This window comes from Burkholderia sp. BCC1208 (genome assembly GCF_902833095.1).
Classification (GTDB): domain Bacteria; phylum Pseudomonadota; class Gammaproteobacteria; order Burkholderiales; family Burkholderiaceae; genus Burkholderia.
This window is the reverse complement of the sequence record NZ_CADFDY010000002.1, coordinates 205,200-222,829: the sequence shown is the minus strand read 5'-3', so window position 1 is coordinate 222,829 and position 17,630 is coordinate 205,200. Positions and strand designations below refer to the sequence as shown.

General features: G+C 66.6%; 20 protein-coding genes. 15 read left to right on the top strand and 5 right to left on the bottom strand.

Features of this window, described 5'->3' with window-relative positions; all coding sequences use genetic code 11:
- The first annotated feature begins 6 nt into the window (after positions 1-6).
- From HWX09_RS05810 to HWX09_RS05780, 7 genes are all read left to right on the top strand, one after another.
- Entirely contained in the window at positions 7-735 is a 729-nt protein-coding gene (locus HWX09_RS05810) for a methyl-accepting chemotaxis protein (RefSeq protein WP_034185365.1), read from the top strand.
- Positions 732-1,313, top strand: coding sequence for a hypothetical protein (locus HWX09_RS05805; RefSeq protein WP_027782748.1), 582 nt, complete (start codon positions 732-734; stop codon positions 1,311-1,313). Before HWX09_RS05810 ends, HWX09_RS05805 begins: the two co-directional genes overlap by 4 nt.
- A 22-nt stretch (positions 1,314-1,335) precedes the next feature.
- Complete coding sequence (locus tag HWX09_RS05800) at positions 1,336-2,295, top strand: chemotaxis protein CheX (RefSeq protein WP_027782749.1); 960 nt, start codon at positions 1,336-1,338, stop codon at positions 2,293-2,295.
- A 36-nt stretch (positions 2,296-2,331) separates the two neighbouring features.
- Positions 2,332-2,697 (top strand): response regulator, encoded by a 366-nt coding sequence (locus HWX09_RS05795; protein ID WP_006486240.1) that lies wholly within the window; start codon positions 2,332-2,334, stop codon positions 2,695-2,697.
- A 209-nt stretch (positions 2,698-2,906) separates the two neighbouring features.
- Entirely contained in the window at positions 2,907-3,359 is a 453-nt protein-coding gene (locus HWX09_RS05790) for a DUF3592 domain-containing protein (protein ID WP_027782750.1), read from the top strand.
- 148 nt (positions 3,360-3,507) lie between these two features.
- Entirely contained in the window at positions 3,508-4,458 is a 951-nt protein-coding gene (locus tag HWX09_RS05785) for a hypothetical protein (protein WP_027782751.1), read from the top strand.
- A gap of 114 nt (positions 4,459-4,572) precedes the next feature.
- Entirely contained in the window at positions 4,573-5,367 is a 795-nt protein-coding gene (locus tag HWX09_RS05780; RefSeq protein ID WP_027782752.1) for an enoyl-CoA hydratase, read from the top strand.
- 157 nt (positions 5,368-5,524) lie between these two features.
- Here the strand turns inward: HWX09_RS05780 and alr are convergent, their stop codons facing one another.
- On the bottom strand, positions 5,525-6,646 hold the full coding sequence (gene alr, locus HWX09_RS05775; protein ID WP_027782753.1) for an alanine racemase: 1,122 nt from the start codon (positions 6,644-6,646) through the stop codon (positions 5,525-5,527).
- 304 nt (positions 6,647-6,950) lie between these two features.
- Between alr and HWX09_RS05770 the strand changes: the two genes are divergently transcribed.
- The 8 genes from HWX09_RS05770 to HWX09_RS05735 all read left to right on the top strand — a co-directional run bounded on the left by HWX09_RS05770 (position 6,951) and on the right by HWX09_RS05735 (position 13,858).
- Positions 6,951-7,322: an MAPEG family protein gene (locus tag HWX09_RS05770; protein ID WP_027782754.1), complete on the top strand. Its 372-nt coding sequence runs from the start codon at positions 6,951-6,953 to the stop codon at positions 7,320-7,322.
- 372 nt (positions 7,323-7,694) lie between these two features.
- Positions 7,695-8,447 (top strand): glutamine ABC transporter substrate-binding protein GlnH, encoded by a 753-nt coding sequence (gene glnH, locus HWX09_RS05765; RefSeq protein WP_027782755.1) that lies wholly within the window; start codon positions 7,695-7,697, stop codon positions 8,445-8,447.
- Positions 8,448-8,513: 66 nt separating this feature from the next.
- Complete coding sequence (glnP, locus tag HWX09_RS05760; RefSeq protein WP_027782756.1) at positions 8,514-9,170, top strand: glutamine ABC transporter permease GlnP; 657 nt, start codon at positions 8,514-8,516, stop codon at positions 9,168-9,170.
- A complete protein-coding gene (glnQ, locus tag HWX09_RS05755; protein ID WP_027782757.1) occupies positions 9,167-9,895 on the top strand; it encodes a glutamine ABC transporter ATP-binding protein GlnQ in 729 nt (242 codons plus the stop codon). The genes glnP and glnQ overlap by 4 nt, the downstream gene beginning before the upstream one ends.
- 20 nt (positions 9,896-9,915) lie before the next feature.
- Complete coding sequence (locus HWX09_RS05750; RefSeq protein WP_027782758.1) at positions 9,916-10,965, top strand: C45 family peptidase; 1,050 nt, start codon at positions 9,916-9,918, stop codon at positions 10,963-10,965.
- A 15-nt stretch (positions 10,966-10,980) separates the two neighbouring features.
- Positions 10,981-12,315, top strand: coding sequence for an aspartate aminotransferase family protein (locus HWX09_RS05745; RefSeq protein ID WP_027782759.1), 1,335 nt, complete (start codon positions 10,981-10,983; stop codon positions 12,313-12,315).
- A 25-nt stretch (positions 12,316-12,340) separates the two neighbouring features.
- The gene (locus HWX09_RS05740; RefSeq protein ID WP_027782760.1) at positions 12,341-12,895 is read left to right on the top strand and encodes a carboxymuconolactone decarboxylase family protein; all 555 of its coding nucleotides are present in this window, start codon (positions 12,341-12,343) and stop codon (positions 12,893-12,895) included.
- A 162-nt stretch (positions 12,896-13,057) separates the two neighbouring features.
- Positions 13,058-13,858 (top strand): hypothetical protein, encoded by an 801-nt coding sequence (locus HWX09_RS05735; protein ID WP_027782761.1) that lies wholly within the window; start codon positions 13,058-13,060, stop codon positions 13,856-13,858.
- 95 nt (positions 13,859-13,953) lie between these two features.
- On the opposite strand, the gene ahpF is transcribed toward HWX09_RS05735, so the two are convergent.
- The 4 genes from ahpF to HWX09_RS05715 form a co-directional block, all read right to left on the bottom strand.
- The gene (ahpF, locus tag HWX09_RS05730; RefSeq protein ID WP_027782762.1) at positions 13,954-15,552 is read right to left on the bottom strand and encodes an alkyl hydroperoxide reductase subunit F; all 1,599 of its coding nucleotides are present in this window, start codon (positions 15,550-15,552) and stop codon (positions 13,954-13,956) included.
- 119 nt (positions 15,553-15,671) lie between these two features.
- On the bottom strand, positions 15,672-16,235 hold the full coding sequence (gene ahpC / locus HWX09_RS05725) for an alkyl hydroperoxide reductase subunit C (protein ID WP_027782763.1): 564 nt from the start codon (positions 16,233-16,235) through the stop codon (positions 15,672-15,674).
- 137 nt (positions 16,236-16,372) lie between these two features.
- Complete coding sequence (locus tag HWX09_RS05720) at positions 16,373-16,582, bottom strand: CopG family transcriptional regulator (RefSeq protein ID WP_027782764.1); 210 nt, start codon at positions 16,580-16,582, stop codon at positions 16,373-16,375.
- A 109-nt stretch (positions 16,583-16,691) separates the two neighbouring features.
- Positions 16,692-17,588 (bottom strand): LysR substrate-binding domain-containing protein, encoded by an 897-nt coding sequence (locus HWX09_RS05715; protein WP_027782765.1) that lies wholly within the window; start codon positions 17,586-17,588, stop codon positions 16,692-16,694.
- Positions 17,589-17,630 lie beyond the last annotated feature (42 nt).

Sequence of the window (17,630 nt, the reverse complement as noted above, 5' to 3'; positions counted from 1 at the left end):
GCGTGGATGATTCAGATGGCCGCCGCGCTGGCGGGCGGCGCGGTCGTCGCGGCGGCGGCCGCGGTCGTGTTGCGCGTGACGCGCAGGCGGCTCGTCGCGGCGCTGGCGCGCGAGGCCGACGCGTTGCGCGATGCGCTCGACGCAGCCCGCGCACGCGCCGAGGAAACGGCGTCGGCGCATGCGGAAGCGGCCGACGCATGGGCGCAACGCGAGGCGCAGCTCGAGGAGGCGCTGACGCGCGAAGCATCCGCGAACGGCGCGCAGCGCGATGCGTTGCAGACGCTGTCGGCCGACCGCGCGGCGCTCGCGCAGCACGCGATGAAGATCGCCGACGAAGCCGCGCGCCTGCGCGGGCTCGCCGGCACGTTCGAGCGCTGGCACGAGCAGATGATCTCGCTGACCACGCAGAACCAGGACATGCGCTCGAAGAACCAGGAACTGTCGGCGATCGTCGCGCACGTGTCGATCGTGTCGCTGAACGCGTCGATCGAGGCCGCGCGCGCGGGCACGGCCGGGCGCGGCTTCTCGATCGTCGCGAGCGAGGTGCGCGGGCTGGCCGCGCGCTCGCAGCAATTGTCGAACAGCTATCGCGACAGCCTGAACCGCAACGATCTCGTGACGGCCGCGACGTTCCAGGACATCCAGGCCGGCGGCAAGATGATCACGGCCGCGCTCGCGACCGTCGAGACGCTGGCCGGGCAACTGCACGCGCGAATCGAAGGAGAGGGCGCGTGATCAGCGCGCAGGCGAGGGCCGGTTTCGAGCGGATCTTTTTCGATGCCGCGCGCACGCGGCTCGCAGCCGGCGGCGCGTGCGACATCCGGCCGGCCGCCGAACACGAGCACGACGCGCCCGATCGCGCACATGCGAAGTCGCGATCGAAACCGACAGTACCCGAGCATGTCGTTGTGCTGACGATTTCGGCGCTGCATTTTCGTCTGCTGCTCGCGCTGCGCTTCAGCGACGACGACGCGACACGTCGCCATTTCGCAGGCACGACGGCGGCCACGAGCAGCCAGCGGCCGCTGACTGAAGCGTTCATGGAAGTCGCGAACCTGTGTTGCGGCGCGATCAACCAGGCGCTGACCGTGCCGTTTCCCGATCTCGGGATGTCGACACCTTATCTGCTGAGCGGCGCGAGCATCGACTACATGCGCGTGCTCGCGCCTGATTACGTGGCCGCGTACGACCTGACGCTCGACGGCGACGTGCGGGTCGGCGCGACGCTGTGCGTGTGCGCGAACGCGCCCGTCGATTTCCATGTGCCGGAAGGGGCCACGGCGGAAACCGGCGGCGAGCTCGAACTGTTCTGACCGACCATCAGGAATCCATCAGATGACCGAAGACCAACCCGTCAGCAAGGTGCTCGTGCTCGACGACAGCCGCGTGCATGCCGACGCGATCAAGCGTTTCTGCGACGAGCACAACCTGGTCGGCCTGACCGTGCGGCGCAGCCGGCTGCTGAAGGTGCTGCGCTCGAACATCGATCTCGGCGCGATCCTGCTGGCCGAGGATTACGGCGGTTCGCCGGCCGAGAGCGCGATCATCGCGACGCAGATCGACGCGCTGCGGCCCGAGTTGCCGATCATCCTGCGCCGCGAATCGCTCGCGTCGCGCGACGGGCTGCCCGATGCGCTCGCCCGTGTCGCGTGCGCGGCCTACGTCGCCGACGACATGACGCCGCTCGAGCGCGCGATCGACGAATACCTGTTCGGCCGTGACTACCCGAACGCGTTCGTGCGCGGTATCTCGGAGATCACCGAGGCGCGCATCGACAGCCTGTTCCCGGGCATGGCGATCGAGCACGACACGCCGTGCATCGTCCGCGACCAGATCATCTTCGGCGAGGTGTTCAGCCTGATCGCGCTCGAAAGCGCGTGGTGCCGCGGCTACATGCTGTTGCAGACGAGCGAGCAGCCGCTGCTCGACATGCTCGGCCGCACGCGCGACGGCGGCCGCGCGCCGGATTTCCGCGACGTGAACAGCGTGCTCGGCGAGCTGACCAACCTCGTGTGGGGAGCATTCAAGAACCGCTATCTCGGCGACGCCGAGGCGCTGGCGCGCCATCCGGTGCAGGTGCCGCTCGTCGTCAATCACAAGCAGAAGTTCATCTCGTTCGGCGGCGATTGCCCGCAGCTCTGTTTCAAGTACCGGATGACCGATCCGGCATCGGGACGCTCGGTCTGTCTCGATCAGCGTTTCGTGTTCAGCCTGAGCTGGTCGCCGGAGGACTTCCGCGAATCGGTGCAGGACGTCGGGCCGATGGTCGAATCGGGCGAACTCGAACTGTTTTGAATGTTGAAGTCAGCAACGAAGAAAGGGGAATACGACATGGCAAAGATTCTGGTGGTCGACGATTCGGGCACGGTGCGCGACGAAGTGGCCGGCTTTCTGCGCAATCACGGGCTCGACGTCGCGACGGCCGTCGACGGCAAGGACGGGCTCGCGAAGCTCAAGGCGACACCCGGCGTGCGCCTCGTGATCAGCGACGTGAACATGCCGAACATGGACGGCCTGACGATGGTCGAGAAGATTCGCGGCGAGCTGGCGAATACGGCGGTCAACGTCGTGATGCTGACGACCGAAAGCAGCCCGGCGATGAAGGAGCGCGGCAAGGCCGCCGGCGTGAAGGGCTGGATCGTGAAGCCGTTCAAGGGCGATGCGGTGCTTGATGCGCTGAAGAAGCTGGCGGGGTGACGCGCGGCGGGTGGTAGTGGGCTTGACGGAGAGCCCGCGTTCAACGCTGCGGTTCGGGTTGCGCGGCCGCCTCGTGGCCGGGGCCGGTTGCGTGCGCAATTTACAGCGCGCCGGGATGTTCGTATCCTGCCGGATGCCGAGGGCGGCGTGGCTGTGCATCATGCACCGCACGCCCGGCATTGACGAACATCAGAAACGGAACGAAACCGATGACATCCGAATCCGGGCGAGCCGCTGCGCAGCACACCGGAATGCTGGTCGCGAAGGGCGTCGTTTTTACCCTCGTGGGCACGTGCATGCTGATCGGCGTCGCGCTGAACGCGCAGTCGACGCTTGCGTTCCTGCGAACGTCGGTCGTCGTGCCGGGGAAGGTCGTCAAGCTGAATGCAGGCCCGCATCATCCGGAGATCGCGTTTACGACGCTCGCGGGCGAGCAGGTCGAATATCCGCAGGGCGGCGACGTCAGCGTGCAGGACGGCGCGGCGGTGGAGGTGCGCTATGCGCCGGACGCGCCGAGGATGACCGCGCGGATCGATACGTTCGGTGCGATCTGGGGCGGCGTGCTGACTTTCGGCGCGATGGGAGCGGCGTTTCTCCTCGTCGGCGTCGGTCAATTGCGGTCGGGCGTGCGTGTGTGGCGCAGCGGGCGCAAGCGGAAGTGACCGTCTGCTGCACACTGAACTTGTCGAATCCGGAAAGCAGAACATCATGGAACTCGCGTGACACTGCGGGCCGATCCGGTGGTCACGCACACGATTGCATGTGCGGCGTCGCAGTATGTTGCCTCGTTACTTCACAGGACATTCCAGCATGACAATTCGCTTAATGCCTTGGCTCATCGCGATCGGCGCTGCATTCGCGGGCTGCCCCGCGCACGCGGCCGGCACCGCGCATTCGCTCGACCAATTGCCCGGGAAGCTCAGTTCGCCCGAAACACGCGCCGCATATGCACGCGACATGAGCGGCGCGGAAGCGGACGGTTTCGGCGTGCACCTGCCGCCCGGCTTCACGAAGGAGGGGCTGGTGGCGCAGCTTGCCCCTGGCCAGCCGCTTGCGCGTGTCGTGCTGGTCGGCGCGAAACCGTGGCCGCAGCGCCCTGGTGCGTTCGTCGCGATCGTTTGCGTCGCACCGACCGACGAGATTGCGCGCGAGGTGCTGCGATTCCGTGCGCCCACTGATTGTGAAGGCTTCGAGAGCCACGCTGATGCCGATGAGCAGAAAGCGCTGGTCTGGCTAGGCGTGTTCGAGCGCGGTCCGGAGGGCGTGCCGCGCCTCGTCGCGCGTACCGAACAGCCGCTCGAACAGGCGATCGACTGGAGCAACACGAATCTCGACAGTCCCGACTACATCGAGCAGACGAAGCAGCGGCGCGATGTCGCGTTACGGCCCGAGCGGTGGTCGCGGTTCGATCTCGCGCCGTATGCGCTGCGTGCGGGCGATGCCGCGTTCGGGGTGCGGGCGGGCTGGTCGATCGGCTATGCGGGCGGTGGCGCGTCGTTCGAGGCGCTGTACCTGTTCCATGTCGACGGCAAGACGCTGCGCGTCGTGTTCGCGCAGCCGATGATGTTCTACCGGGATATCGCTGGCGATTGGCATCGCAACGGCACGCGGGATCACGACATCACGGAAGGCAGCAATGCGCTGAACGTGCTGTCGACCTCGACGGACGGATTCCACGACCTGCAGTTGCGCGCTCGCGGCGGCAAATGGCGTCGGACGTTTCGCTGGTCGGCGAGCGATGGCGAGTATCAGCCGCGCTGAAGCGGCGTGATCGTCGATGGGCGGGTGCATGCGGTCACGATCGCCGTTCGTGCCAGGAATGGACTATATTGAACCGCGAGCGCATCGCGATCCCGTCAATCTGGTAGACCCATCATGGATTCGAATCCCGCATCACCGGAACCCGTTTTGCTGCGCGACACCCACGACGGCGTCGTCACGCTGCGCCTGAACCGCCCGCAGCAGTTCAACGCGTTGTCCGAAGCGATGCTCTCGGCCCTGCACGATGCGTTCGATACGCTTGCCGCAGATCCGCACGTGCGCTGCGTCGTGCTGGCCGCCAAAGGCAAGGCGTTCTGCGCCGGCCACGACTTGCGGCAGATGCGCGGCAAGCCCGAACTCGACTACTACCGCACGCTGTTCGCGCAGTGCAGCCGCGTGATGCTCGCGATGCGCGCGTTGCCGGTGCCGGTGATCGCGCGTGTGCACGGCATCGCGACGGCGGCGGGCTGCCAGCTCGTCGCCGCGTGCGACCTCGCGATCGCGGCCGATACCGCGCGCTTCGCGGTGTCGGGCATCAACGTCGGGCTGTTCTGCTCGACGCCGGCCGTCGCGCTGAGCCGCAACGTCGCGGCCAAGCGCGCGTTCGACATGCTGATGACCGGGCGCTTCGTCGATGCGGCGACGGCCGCCGCATGGGGGCTCGTCAACGAAGCCGTGCCCGAGGACGCGCTCGATGCGGCCGTCGCGCGCAAGGTCGCGGAGATCGTCGCGAAGAGCCCGGCCGCGGTGCGGGTCGGCAAGCAGATGTTCTACCGCCAGCGCGAGTTGCCGCTCGACGAAGCCTACGCGTATGCGGGCGACGTGATGGCGCGCAACATGATGGAAGAGGATGCGGGCGAGGGCATCGACGCGTTCCTCGAGAAGCGCAAGCCGACGTGGCGTTCGTGATGCGTCGGCGGAAGCGGGCAGGGAACGACCCGGAAGGGCCGTAACGCGTTTTCGCCGGCGCGCGTTTCCCGTCCGCCGGAATGCGAACGGGCCGCCCGAGGCGGCCCGCAAGTGACGCGGCATGCATGGCGACGCGGCAGCGCCGCATCAACGTCGATCAGCGCCCGTAGCTGCCCGTCCGCAGCGCCGGCTGCAGGCTCGACGCGCCGGGCGGCACGATCACGACCGGCACGCGGCGCGCGAGCGCGCACATCAGCTCGTAGCCGATCGTACCGCTGGCTTCCGCGACATCGTCCACCTTCACCTGGTCGCCCCACAGCTCGACGCTCGCGCCGATGCCTGCGTTCGGACACGGCGTCAGGTCGACGGTCAGCATGTCCATCGACACGCGGCCGATGACGCGCGTCATCACGCCGTCCACCGCGATCGGCGTGCCGGTCGGCGCGTGGCGCGGATAGCCGTCCGCGTAGCCGCACGCGACGACGCCGATCCGCATCGGCCGGTCGGCGGTGAAGCGGCGGCCGTAGCCGACCGTTTCGTCGGGCGCGAGCGTCTGGACGCCGATGATCTTGCTGGTCAGCGTCATCGCGGCCGTCAGCGGCGTGTCGGCGATATGGCGCGACGCGCCCGTCGGCGAAGCGCCGTACAGGATCGTGCCGGGCCGCACCCAATCGCGGTGCGCGCGCGGATGCCACAGCACGGCCGCCGAATTCGATACCGAGCGCTCGCCCGGAATCCCAGCCGTGGTCGCGTCGAATTGCTCGAGCTGCCAGTCGACCTCGCCTTCGTCGGCGTTCGCGAAATGCATCATCAGCGTGATCTTGCCGATCGACGGCGCGCCCGCCGCGCGTTCCCATGCGGCGCGGAACGCGGCCGGCCGGTAGCCGAGCCGGTTCATGCCGGAATTCATCTTGAGCTGGATGTCGATCGGCTGCTGCGGCTTCGCGGCGATCAGCAGGTCGAGCTGTTCGTCGCAGTGCACGGCGACCGTCAGCCGATGGCGATCGGCCAGCTCGACGTCGGCCGGCTCGAAGATCCCTTCGAGCAGCAGCACGGGCTTGTCCCAGCCGAGCTCGCGCACGCGCACGGCTTCGTCGAGATCGAGCAGCGCGATGCCGTCGGCGGCCGCGAGGCCCGGGAAAATCCGTTCGATGCCGTGGCCGTACGCGTTGGCCTTGATCACGGCCCATACGCGCGATTGCGCGGCGGTGCGGCGGATGAAGTCGAGGTTGTGGCGGACGGCGTCAGGGCGGATATGGGCGACGATGGGACGGGGCATGGCAAGGGCTCGGGTCGGATGTCGTTCGGCGCACGGCGGCGCGCGGGGAAACGGCAGGCTTGGCGCGATCGCGCGTCAAGCCAGTGTCGAGCGCTATCTTATTGGTGTTCGACCAGTTTTAATTAACGTATTTGTCGATGATTTGGTGGAAATTTTGGCGTCGTTGCGAGCCGGGCGACGTCCTCCGCAGCCTGCGCGGCCGAGTCTCCCGTCTAGAAAACCGGTGCGCGAACGGCACGGCACGATGCTAAGCTCTCGGCGATCTTGTCATTGATCAATGTAATCATAACGGAGGAGACTTTTGATGACGACGTCCCAGCTGTGCCTGTTCATCGTGGCGCTGTTGCCGTTCCCGATGACGTTTCTCGCCAAGGCTCGCAAGGGTTACGACAACCGCACGCCGCGCGCGTACCTGGCGAAGCTCGAAGGCTGGCGCGCACGCGCCCAGGCCGCGCATCAGAATGCGTGGGAAGCGCTCGCGCTGTTCACGGCCGCACTGGTGGTGGCGTGGCACAACGGCGCGAACGTGCATCGCGTCGACCAGCTCGCGATCGCGTTCGTCGCGATCCGCATCGTCTATGCGCTGATGTACCTGCTGAACTGGGCGTCGCTGCGTTCGCTCGTGTGGTTCGGCGGGATGGCGTGCGTCGTCGCGCTGTTCTTCGCGACGCCGTAAGCGGCCGACCGGTGACGCGAGGCCGGCCATGCACGCCGGCCCGTCAGGCGCCGCCCGTGTCCCGTGCCCGACTGTCGTTCGATGCGGGCGCAACCTCTTCTCTCTCCGTGCCACCCCCATCGGCGCGGTGCGATCCGGCGGGGCGTTCTGCGCCGCCGTCCTCCCGTTTTCTTCCGATCTATCCGCGCTGCGAGGCCGGGTTTGTCTCGATCCAATTATCTGTTGCGGACTTTTTTGTTGTCGTAGTATCGCCATTGACAACACTTGTTGCACTAAGGTCTAATTCAACATCGCATGTTGCGGTGCGGCTTGATGTCGTCGTTCCGCCGGCCCGTCGGCCGGTTACATCGCTCAATCATGCGGAGAGAAACCATGAGTCGCCGTTCCTTCCTGAAAGCCGTCGCGGTCGTCGCCGCGCTCGGCGCCAGCCTCGCGCACGCGGACACCAGGACGCTCGTCGTCGGGACCGATACGTCGTTCATGCCGTTCGAGTTCAAGCAGGGCGACAAGTACGTCGGCTTCGATCTCGACCTGTGGGCCGAGATCGCGAAGGACCAGGGCTGGAAATACACGATCCAGCCGATGGATTTCGCGGGCCTGATCCCGGCGCTGCAGACGCAGAACATCGACGTCGCGCTGTCGGGGATGACGATCAAGGAAGAGCGCAAGAAGGCGATCGACTTTTCCGCGCCGTATTACGACAGCGGGCTCGCCGCGATGGTGCAAACGGGCAATACGTCGATCAAGTCGATCGACGACCTGAACGGCAAGGTGATCGCCGCGAAGACGGGCACCGCGACGATCGACTGGATCAAGGCGCACCTGAAGCCGAAGGAGGTCCGCCAGTTCCCGAACATCGACCAGGCTTACCTCGCGCTCGAAGCCGGCCGCGTCGACGCGGCAATGCACGACACGCCGAACGTGCTGTTCTTCGTGAACAACGAAGGCAAGGGCAAGGTGAAGGTCGCGGGCCAGCCGGTCAGCGGCGACAAGTACGGGATCGGCTTCCCGAAGGGCAGCGCGCTCGTGCCGAAGGTCAACGCGTCGCTCGTGAAGATCAAGGCCGACGGCCGCTACGCGCAGATCTACAAGAAGTGGTTCGGCGCCGAGCCGCCGAAGATGTGAGCGTGACGGCGCAACAGCGCGCGGCCTCGGGGCCGCGCGGGTCTTGAATCGAACGGGGAGCGACAAGTGAATTTCGATTGGTCGGCGATCTGGGCGGCGCTGCCGGACCTGATGGACGGGGTCCGGTTGACGGTGTTCATCGCACTTTTCGGGCTGGTGGGCGGCTTCGTCGTCGGGATGATCGCGGGCATGTTCCGCGCATACGGACCGAAGGCGATGAACGTGCTCGCACAGGTCTACATTGAACTGATCCGCGGCACGCCGATCGTCGTGCAGGTGATGTTCCTGTATTTCGCATTGCCGCTGCTCGCGCATATCCGCATCGACGGCCTGACGGCCGCGATCATCGCGATCACGGTGAATTCCGGCGCGTATCTCGCGGAGGTGGTGCGCGGCGCGCTGCTGTCGATCCCGAAGGGGCTGACGGAAGCAGGGCTCGCGATGGGGCTGTCGATGCCGCGCGTGCTGTTGAAGATCGTCGGGCCGCTGGCGTTCCGGCGGCTGATTCCGCCGCTCGGCAACCAGTGCATCGTGAGCCTGAAGGATACGTCGCTGTTCATCGTGATCGGCGTGGGCGAGCTGACGCGCAAGGGGCAGGAGATCATCGCCGGCAATTTCCAGGCGGTCGAGATCTGGAGTGCGGTGGCCGTCATTTACCTGCTACTGACCGGCGCGATGACGTTGACGCTTCGGCTCGTCGAAAAGCGGATGAAAATCTTATGAGCATGATCGAATTCCAGAACGTGTCGAAGAGCTTCGGCCATGTACCGGTGCTGAAGAACATCGACCTGAAGATCGACGCGGGTGAGGTGGTCGTCGTGGTCGGCCCGTCGGGCTCGGGCAAATCGACGATGCTGCGCTGTATCAACGCGCTCGAGAAGATCACCGGGGGCGAGCTGCTGGTCGACGGCCAGAGCGTGCGCGGCAATGCGACGACGATCCGCAACATCCGGCTCGAAGCCGGCATGGTGTTCCAGCAGTTCAACCTGTTTCCGCAAATGACCGCGCTCGAGAACGTGATGTTCGGGCCGATGCAGGTGCGCGGCGCGTCGCGCGCCGAGGCGCGCGATCAAGCGATGGCGCTGCTCGACAAGGTCGGCCTCGAATCGCGCGCGAATCATTACCCGTCGGAGCTGTCGGGCGGCCAGCAGCAGCGCGTCGCGATCGCGCGTGCGCTGGCGATCCGGCCTCGGCTGATGCTGTTCGACGAGCCGACGTCGGCGCTCGATCCGGAATTGCGCCACGAAGTGCTGAAAGTGATGCAGGATCTCGCGACCGAAGGGATGACGATGATCGTCGTCACGCACGAGATCGGCTTCGCGAAGCGGGTCGGCACGCGGCTGCTGTTCATGGACCAGGGCGGCATTGCCGAGGACGGCCACCCGGTCGATCTGATCGACCGGCCGCCGACGCCGCGCCTGAAGGAATTCCTGAAACACGTGTCCTGAACGAAACCGAAACATCCGACATGCCGCTTTCCCTTTCTCCCGTCATCGCCGGCACGCCGTTCGACATCGGCGTGCGCCTCGGCGAGCTTGCCCGCCCCGTGTTCGATACGTACATGCAGCAGAGCAGTGCATGGCAGGCCGTGCGCCGCTGGCGCGGCCATCCGTTCGTCGATGTGCTGCGGCAGGCCGCGCTGGCCGCGTACCCCGACCTCGTCGCGGAACTCGACGGGATCGCGGCGGGTGTCGGCTGGCCGGCCGAGGACATTTTTCTGTGGAATTGCCGCGGCGAGCTGATTCACAACGCACCGGACGGCTGCACGACGCTCGCCGCGCGCGGCGCGGACGGCACGCGCTGGATCGCGCACAACGAGGACGGCGATCCGTACCTGCGCGAACGTTGCCTGCTCGTCGACGTGCAACCGGCGGGCAAGCCCGGGTTCATCAGTTTCTATTACCCCGGTTCGCTGCCGGGGCATACGTTCGCCGCGAACCGCGCGGGCGTCGCGCAGGCGATCAACAACCTGCGCATCCGCACGCCGGCGCCGGGCGTGCCGCGCATGATTCTTGCGCGGGCGGTGCTCGACGCGACGTCGCTCGACGTGGCCGCCGACGTGCTGCGCACGCATGCGCGCGCGAGCGGCTTTCATCACACGCTCGGCGCGACCGGCGACACGCGCGTGCTGAGTATCGAAGCGAGCGTCGCACGCTGTTCGGTCGTCGACGTCGCATGGCTTGCGGGCCATGCGAATCACCTGGTGCATCCCGGTTGCGACGAGGAAGCGCAGATCGTCACGCAATCGTCGGCCGACCGCCAGCGACGCGTCGACGCGCTCACGCCCGGCATCGACGCGATCGACGAAGCCGCGCTGCTGCGCGTGCTCGGCGATCGTGCGCCGGAAGGACTGCCGATCTATCGCGACGATCCGGCCGACCCCGACGACGAAAACACGCTGGCGACCGCGGTGTTCGCGATTCACGACACCGCGATCGACTTCACCGTCCATCAACACGGCACGCAGCGCTTCGCGACGCGCATCGTGCCGTCCGGACGCGCACATCGCGCATCCTGATCCATGAGGCCACGCATGACGACCGTTTTTCATCGCGCTCCGCGCGCCACCTTGCCCGTCGCCGTCGCTGGCGACGGCATCGAGATCATCGATTCGACCGGCAAACGCTATATCGACGCGTGCGGCGGTGCGGCCGTATCGTGTCTCGGCCACAGCAACCAGCGCGTGATCGACGCGATCAAGCGGCAGGCGCAGCAATTGCCGTACGCGCATACGTCGTTCTTCACGACCGACGTGGCCGAGGAGTTGGCCGACCGGCTCGTCGATGCAGCGCCGGCCGGGCTCGAGCATGTGTACTTCGTGTCCGGCGGGTCCGAGGCGATCGAGGCCGCGCTGAAGCTCGCGCGCCAGTATTTTGTCGAGAAGGGCGAGCCGCAGCGGCGCCATTTCATCGCCCGTCGCCAGAGCTATCACGGCAACACGCTCGGCGCGCTCGCGATCGGCGGCAACGCGTGGCGGCGCGAGCCGTTCCTGCCGCTGCTGATCGAAGCGCATCACGTGAGCCCGTGCTATGCGTACCGCGACCAGTCGGCGGGTGAAACCGACGAAGCATATGCGCAGCGGCTCGCGGACGAGCTCGAACGCAAGATCGTCGAACTCGGCGCGGAAAACGTCGCGGCATTCGTCGCGGAAACGGTGGTGGGCGCCACGGCCGGCGCGGTGCCGCCGGTGCGTACCTACCTGAAGAAGATTCGCTCGGTGTGCGACAAGTACGGCGTGCTGCTGATTCTCGACGAGATCATGTCGGGGATGGGGCGCACGGGCTATCTGTATGCGTGCGACGAAGACGGCGTCGCGCCCGACCTGCTGACGATCGCGAAAGGGCTCGGTGCGGGCTACCAACCGATCGGTGCGACGCTGGTGAGCGAGCGCATCTACCGAACGATCGTCGACGGCTCGGGTTTCTTCCAGCACGGTCACACCTACCTCGGCCACGCGACCGCGTGCGCGGCCGCGCTCGAAGTGCAGCGCGTGATCGCGGACGAGAAGCTGCTCGACAACGTGAAGACGCGCGGCGAGCAACTGCGCGCGTCGTTGCGCGAGCACTACGGCGCGCATCCGCATGTCGGCGACGTGCGCGGCCGCGGGCTGTTCGTCGGCGTCGAGCTCGTGCGCGATCGCGACACCAAGGCGACGTTCGATCCCGCGCTGAAGCTGCATGCGGCGGTCAAGCGCGAAGCGATGCAGCGCGGGTTGATGGTGTATCCGATGGGTGGGACGATCGACGGCGTGCACGGCGATCACATCCTGATCGCGCCGCCGTTCGTCTGCACCGCGCAGCAGATCGATGCGATCGTCGAGCGGCTATCCGGCGCGATCGACGCGGCGCTCGCGTCGGCCGGCGCGTGAAACCTGATCTCAGCGAATTTTCACCATGACAGACAGACTGCCTCCTTTCGATCCCGCGTCGGCCACCGACGAACAGAAGGCCGTGCTTGCCGACATCCTCAGCGGCCCGCGCGGCAACCTGAACGGGCCGTTCCTCGGCTGGATCGCGAGCCCCGAGCTGGCCCAGCACGCGCAGAAGCTCGGCGCGTTCTGCCGCTATCGCACGGGCCTGCCGTTGCGGCTGTCGGAACTCGCGATTCTCGTGACGGCCGCGCGCTGGCGCTCGCAGGCCGAGTGGCACATCCACCATCCGATCGCGCTCGACGCGGGCGTGCCGGCTGCGACCGCCGATGCGATCCGGCGCGGCGTCGAACCTGCATTCGAATCGGACGACGACGCGCTCATCCATGCGTTCGCGAGCGAGCTGTACGACACGCGGCGGGTGAGCGATGCGACGTTCGCGCGTGCGGAAGCCCGCTTCGGGCATGAAACCGTCGTGAATCTCGTTGCGCTGCTCGGCTACTACGCGCTCGTCGCGATGACACTGAACACGTTCGGCATGCGTGCGGACGGGCAAACCGATTTGCCGTTTCCGGAGTAACGGCCGCGCGTTGATCGTGCCGGAACAGGGGCGGCGATACGTCTGACGAACGCTTTGCCGACCGCGTGCCGACGTCAATGCAACCAAATGTATTCCTGCGGGATCAACGGCCGATGGCCGCGTATGATGGCTTGTTCACGTCGATATGATCGGTGAGCAAGCATGACGAGTACCCGTAAAACCATGATGATCGCCGGCGGGCTCCTGGTAGCCGCGGCCGGCACTGCGTACGTGATGCTCCTGCGCGCGGACCATCGCGCGATCGAAGACGCCGGCATCGGCGATACAGCTGCGCCCGTTGCCGCGGCGCCCGCGAGCAACGATCACGCGGTGCAGGGCGCCATTGCGCCGCCGGCACCGGCCGCCGCGACGGCCCCGAAACAGGCGGCTGCAGCGCCGCCTCCCTCCGCACCCACGCCAGCGCCGGCAGCAACCGCGCGCGTCGGCGCCGCGCCGGCTCCGGCGGTTCCGATGGTCAGCGACAAGCCGCAACCGGTAGCGAAGCCGGCCGCACCGCCGCCGAAGGTTACCGTCGTGACGGTTGATGCGCAGGATTCGACCCCATCGGCGCCGCCGCCAGCGCCGGCGCCGGCCGCCAAGCCTGCTCAGTCGGTTGCGCCCGCGCAGGTCACGCAACGTGCGCCGCGCAAGCGCGACGGCCTCGAACGCCACGCAGCCGCCGCCCCGGCCGCGCAGACCGCGCAGACCGCGACAAAATCCGAAACGCCGGAGACGGCCGCGCTCGTCAGGGAATCGGCGAAGCTCGACCCGTCGTTGCCGCCGCCACCGATCTCATCCATGCCGTCGACGTCGGCGAGCGTCGGTTCGTACCGGCAGGGAAGTGCGTCGTCCGGCGCGAATCCGGTAGCCGCCGCGATGACCGAGCAGCTGGTCAGGGAGTCGAGCCATATCAAGACGACGACCCCCGTGCCGGCGACCGGCGGCCCGACCGCGACCAAGTAATCGCAATCGGCCTCGGCATAAAAAGGACCCCGCACGCCGACCAAGGCATGCGGGGCCAAGAGAGACAAACTTTGATGTCGTCGGGCTGACGTGCGTTACGCGGCGACCGCTTCTTCGGCCTGCGGCTGCGCGGTTGCCACCGGCGTCACGTCCTGCCGGATCAGATGGTCGAACGCGCCGAGCGACGCCTTCGCCCCTTCGCCCACCGCGATCACGATCTGCTTGAACGGCACCGTCGTCACGTCGCCGGCCGCGAACACGCCCGGCACCGACGTCGCACCGCGCGCATCGACGACGATCTCGCCGTGCTTCGACAGTTCGACCGTGCCCTTCAGCCATTCCGTGTTCGGCACGAGGCCGATCTGCACGAACACGCCTTCGAGCTCGATGCGCTGCGTTTCGCCCGAGCGCAGATCCTTGTAGACGAGCCCGTTCAGCTTGCTGCCGTCGCCGGTCAGCTCGGTCGTCTGCGCCTGCGTGACGATCGTCACGTTCGGCAGGCTGCGCAGCTTGCGTTGCAGCACTTCGTCCGCGCGCAGTTGCGCACCGAATTCGATCAGCGTGACTTCCTTCACGATGCCCGCGAGGTCGATCGCGGCCTCGACGCCCGAGTTGCCGCCGCCGACCACCGCGACGCGCTTGCCCTTGAACAGCGGGCCGTCGCAGTGCGGGCAGTACGCGACACCGCGATTGCGGTATTCGCGCTCGCCCGGCACGTTGATTTCGCGCCAGCGCGCGCCGGTCGCGAGGATGATCGTCTTCGCCTTCAGCACCGCGCCGTTCGCGAGGCGGATCTGGTGCACGTCGCCCGGAATCAGCGCGTCGGCGCGCTGCACGTCCATGATGTCGACGTCGTACTGCTTCACGTGCTGCTCGAGCGCGGTCGCGAACTTCGGCCCTTCGGTTTCCTGTACCGACACGAAGTTTTCGATCGCCATCGTATCGAGCACCTGGCCGCCGAAACGCTCGGCGACCACACCCGTCGCGATACCCTTGCGCGCCGAGTAGATTGCCGCGGCTGCGCCTGCAGGGCCGCCGCCGACGATCAGCGTGTCGAACACCGGCTTGTTGTCGAGCGATTTCGCCGCGCGCTCGCCGGCGCCCGTATCGAGCTTCGCGAGGATTTCCTTCACGCTGCTGCGGCCCTGGCCGAACGATGTGCCGTTCAGGAACATCGTCGGCACGGCCATGATCTGGCGCGACTCGACTTCATCCTGGAACAGCGCGCCGTCGATCGCGACGTGGCGGATGCGCGGGTTGATCAGCGACATCACGTTCAGCGCCTGCACGACTTCCGGGCAGTTCTGGCACGACAGCGAGAAATACGTTTCGAATGCGTAGTCGCCGTCGAGCGCGCGAATCTGTTCGATCACGTCGTCGTCGAGCTTGATCGGATGGCCGCCCGTCTGCAGCAGCGCGAGCACGAGCGACGTGAATTCATGGCCCATCGGGATGCCGGCGAAGCGGATGCCGGCCGGCTTGCCGGGCTCGCCGATCGAGAACGACGGCTTGCGCTCGGCGTCGTCGCGGCGTTCGGTTACGGTCACGCGATCCGTCAGCGACGCAATCTCGTTCAGCAGTGCATGCAGTTCCTGCGATTTCGCGCTGTCGTCGAGCGAGGCGACGAGTTCGATCGGGCGCGTGATCTTTTCGAGGTACGCTTTCAGTTGAGTCTTGAGATTGGCATCGAGCATGGCGTTTCGGATTCCGTATTGATAATTATGGTCGGGCACGTCGTGCCGGAGGAGGGCGCGGGCCGCGCGATGCGGCGGCCCGCCGTCGCGCGCCTCGTGCGAGGCGCGCGCAGCGATCGTCAGATCTTGCCGATCAGGTCCAGCGACGGGGTCAGCGTTTCCGCGCCCGGCGTCCACTTGGCCGGGCACACTTCACCCGGGTGCGCCGCGATGTATTGCGCCGCCTGCACCTTGCGCAGCAGTTCGCCCGCGTCGCGGCCGATGCCGTTGTCGTGGATTTCGCACAGCTTGATCTCGCCTTCCGGGTTGATCACGAACGTGCCGCGCAGCGCCATCCCTTCTTCCTCGATCAGCACGTCGAAGTTGCGCGACAGCGTGAGCGTCGGATCGCCGATCATCGGGTACTTGATCTTGCCGATCGTGTCCGACGTGTCGTGCCATGCCTTGTGCGTGAAGTGCGTGTCGGTCGACACGCCGTAGATTTCGACACCCAGCTTCTGGAATTCCGCGTAACGGTCGGCGAGGTCGCCCAGTTCGGTCGGGCAGACGAACGTGAAGTCGGCCGGGTAGAACACGACGACGGACCACTTGCCCTTGAAGTTCTCGTCGGAAACGGTCACGAAATCGCCGTTGTGGTAAGCGGTTGCCTTGAACGGCTTGATTTGGGTGTTGATGATCGGCATCTGGTGATTTCCTTTGCTTCAGTGGTGAGTGGAGTGTTGCCAGTATCCGGGTTCACCCTGAAGTTGTGAAATTGCTTGTTTCAATCCGGGGCATCGGAAATTCCTATCTGCTTCCGGCCCTTGATTGGGTGGGCTTTTCACCATTCCGAGCGCAGTCTGTCCAGATCGACGATCGCGCGGCCCTTCCATAGACCGAACACATCGTCAGCGAGTGTCACCGCGTGCTGGGCGATATACGCATCGATTGCATCGCGGATGATCTCGGCCGGGGAACTGTCATTGATCGCCGCGATGCTGGTCAGCGCCGCGTGCTGGTCATCCGACAGATCGATGGGAACTCTGGTCATTGCAACCTCCGTTAGGTGACACGCCCATCCTGGCTATCCGGCAGAGGAAGGGCAAGGTCGCGGCATTTCCTGATAAGCAGGCCGACAGCGTAGCGGCGGCCCGGCCTGCTCAAATCCCCGCCATCTTCCGCAACCACGCCGCGAGCCGCCGCGCGCCGTCCGGCATGTCCGCGTCCTCGCGCGTGCACAGGTAGTAGTCGCGCCCGTCGTCGAGCACATGATCGAACAGCTTCACGAGCTCGCCGTTCGCCAGCTCGCGCTCGACCAGCGGCGCGCGCAGCAGCGCGGCGCCCAGATCCGCGCGCGCGGCGCTCAGCGTGAGCTGGCCATCCTCGAACATCGGCCCCACCGCGTGCGACACGTGCCGCACACCGGCGCCCTGCAGCCAGTTGACCCATGTGCTGCGATCCTCGTCGTGCACGAGCGGCGCGCGCGCGAGATCGGCCGGCGTGCGGAACGGCCCGTGGCGCTTCAGGAACGATGGGCTGCACATCGGCACCATCGCGCCCGGCAGCAGCCGCTCGCAGCGGTAGCCGGGCCAGTCGCCGGTGCCGAAGCGGATCGACAGGTCCGACGCATCGCTTCGGTAGTTGCGGTGATGCGCGTACAGCACGGTCACGTCGACGTCCGTGTTGTCGGCCAGGAACGCGTGGAGCCGCGGAATGAACCAGCCGATGCCGAGCAGCGGAATCAGGCTGACGGTGATCTGCCGCAGCGACGAACGGTCGCGCACGAAGCGCGTCGCGCTGCGCAGCACCGAGAACGCGGCGCTGATCGAGCGGTAGTAGTCGCGTCCTTCGTCGGTGAGTGCGAGCAGCCGGCCCTCGCGTACCGTCAGCGGCGTCTGGATGAACGCTTCGAGCAGTTGCAGCTGATGGCTGACCGCCGACGGCGTGATGTCGAGTTCGCCCGCCGCCGCGGTGACCGAGCCGAGGCGCGCGAATGCTTCGAACGCACGCACCGCGCGCAGCGGCGGATCGTGCGGCAATTGTTCGATATTTTTCATGTATCGAATTTTATCGAAAAGTCAGGGTAAGCGACAACATGA

Coding starts and splice junctions, on each gene's coding strand:
- HWX09_RS05810 (WP_034185365.1), top strand. CDS start 7: ATGATTCAGATGGCCGCCGCGCTGGCGGGCGGCGCGGTCGTCGCGGCG.
- HWX09_RS05800 (WP_027782749.1), top strand. CDS start 1,336: ATGACCGAAGACCAACCCGTCAGCAAGGTGCTCGTGCTCGACGACAGC.
- HWX09_RS05795 (WP_006486240.1), top strand. CDS start 2,332: ATGGCAAAGATTCTGGTGGTCGACGATTCGGGCACGGTGCGCGACGAA.
- HWX09_RS05790 (WP_027782750.1), top strand. CDS start 2,907: ATGACATCCGAATCCGGGCGAGCCGCTGCGCAGCACACCGGAATGCTG.
- HWX09_RS05785 (WP_027782751.1), top strand. CDS start 3,508: ATGACAATTCGCTTAATGCCTTGGCTCATCGCGATCGGCGCTGCATTC.
- HWX09_RS05780 (WP_027782752.1), top strand. CDS start 4,573: ATGGATTCGAATCCCGCATCACCGGAACCCGTTTTGCTGCGCGACACC.
- alr (WP_027782753.1), bottom strand. CDS start 6,646: ATGCCCCGTCCCATCGTCGCCCATATCCGCCCTGACGCCGTCCGCCAC.
- HWX09_RS05770 (WP_027782754.1), top strand. CDS start 6,951: ATGACGACGTCCCAGCTGTGCCTGTTCATCGTGGCGCTGTTGCCGTTC.
- glnH (WP_027782755.1), top strand. CDS start 7,695: ATGAGTCGCCGTTCCTTCCTGAAAGCCGTCGCGGTCGTCGCCGCGCTC.
- glnQ (WP_027782757.1), top strand. CDS start 9,167: ATGAGCATGATCGAATTCCAGAACGTGTCGAAGAGCTTCGGCCATGTA.
- HWX09_RS05750 (WP_027782758.1), top strand. CDS start 9,916: ATGCCGCTTTCCCTTTCTCCCGTCATCGCCGGCACGCCGTTCGACATC.
- HWX09_RS05745 (WP_027782759.1), top strand. CDS start 10,981: ATGACGACCGTTTTTCATCGCGCTCCGCGCGCCACCTTGCCCGTCGCC.
- HWX09_RS05740 (WP_027782760.1), top strand. CDS start 12,341: ATGACAGACAGACTGCCTCCTTTCGATCCCGCGTCGGCCACCGACGAA.
- HWX09_RS05735 (WP_027782761.1), top strand. CDS start 13,058: ATGACGAGTACCCGTAAAACCATGATGATCGCCGGCGGGCTCCTGGTA.
- ahpF (WP_027782762.1), bottom strand. CDS start 15,552: ATGCTCGATGCCAATCTCAAGACTCAACTGAAAGCGTACCTCGAAAAG.
- ahpC (WP_027782763.1), bottom strand. CDS start 16,235: ATGCCGATCATCAACACCCAAATCAAGCCGTTCAAGGCAACCGCTTAC.
- HWX09_RS05720 (WP_027782764.1), bottom strand. CDS start 16,582: ATGACCAGAGTTCCCATCGATCTGTCGGATGACCAGCACGCGGCGCTG.
- HWX09_RS05715 (WP_027782765.1), bottom strand. CDS start 17,588: ATGAAAAATATCGAACAATTGCCGCACGATCCGCCGCTGCGCGCGGTG.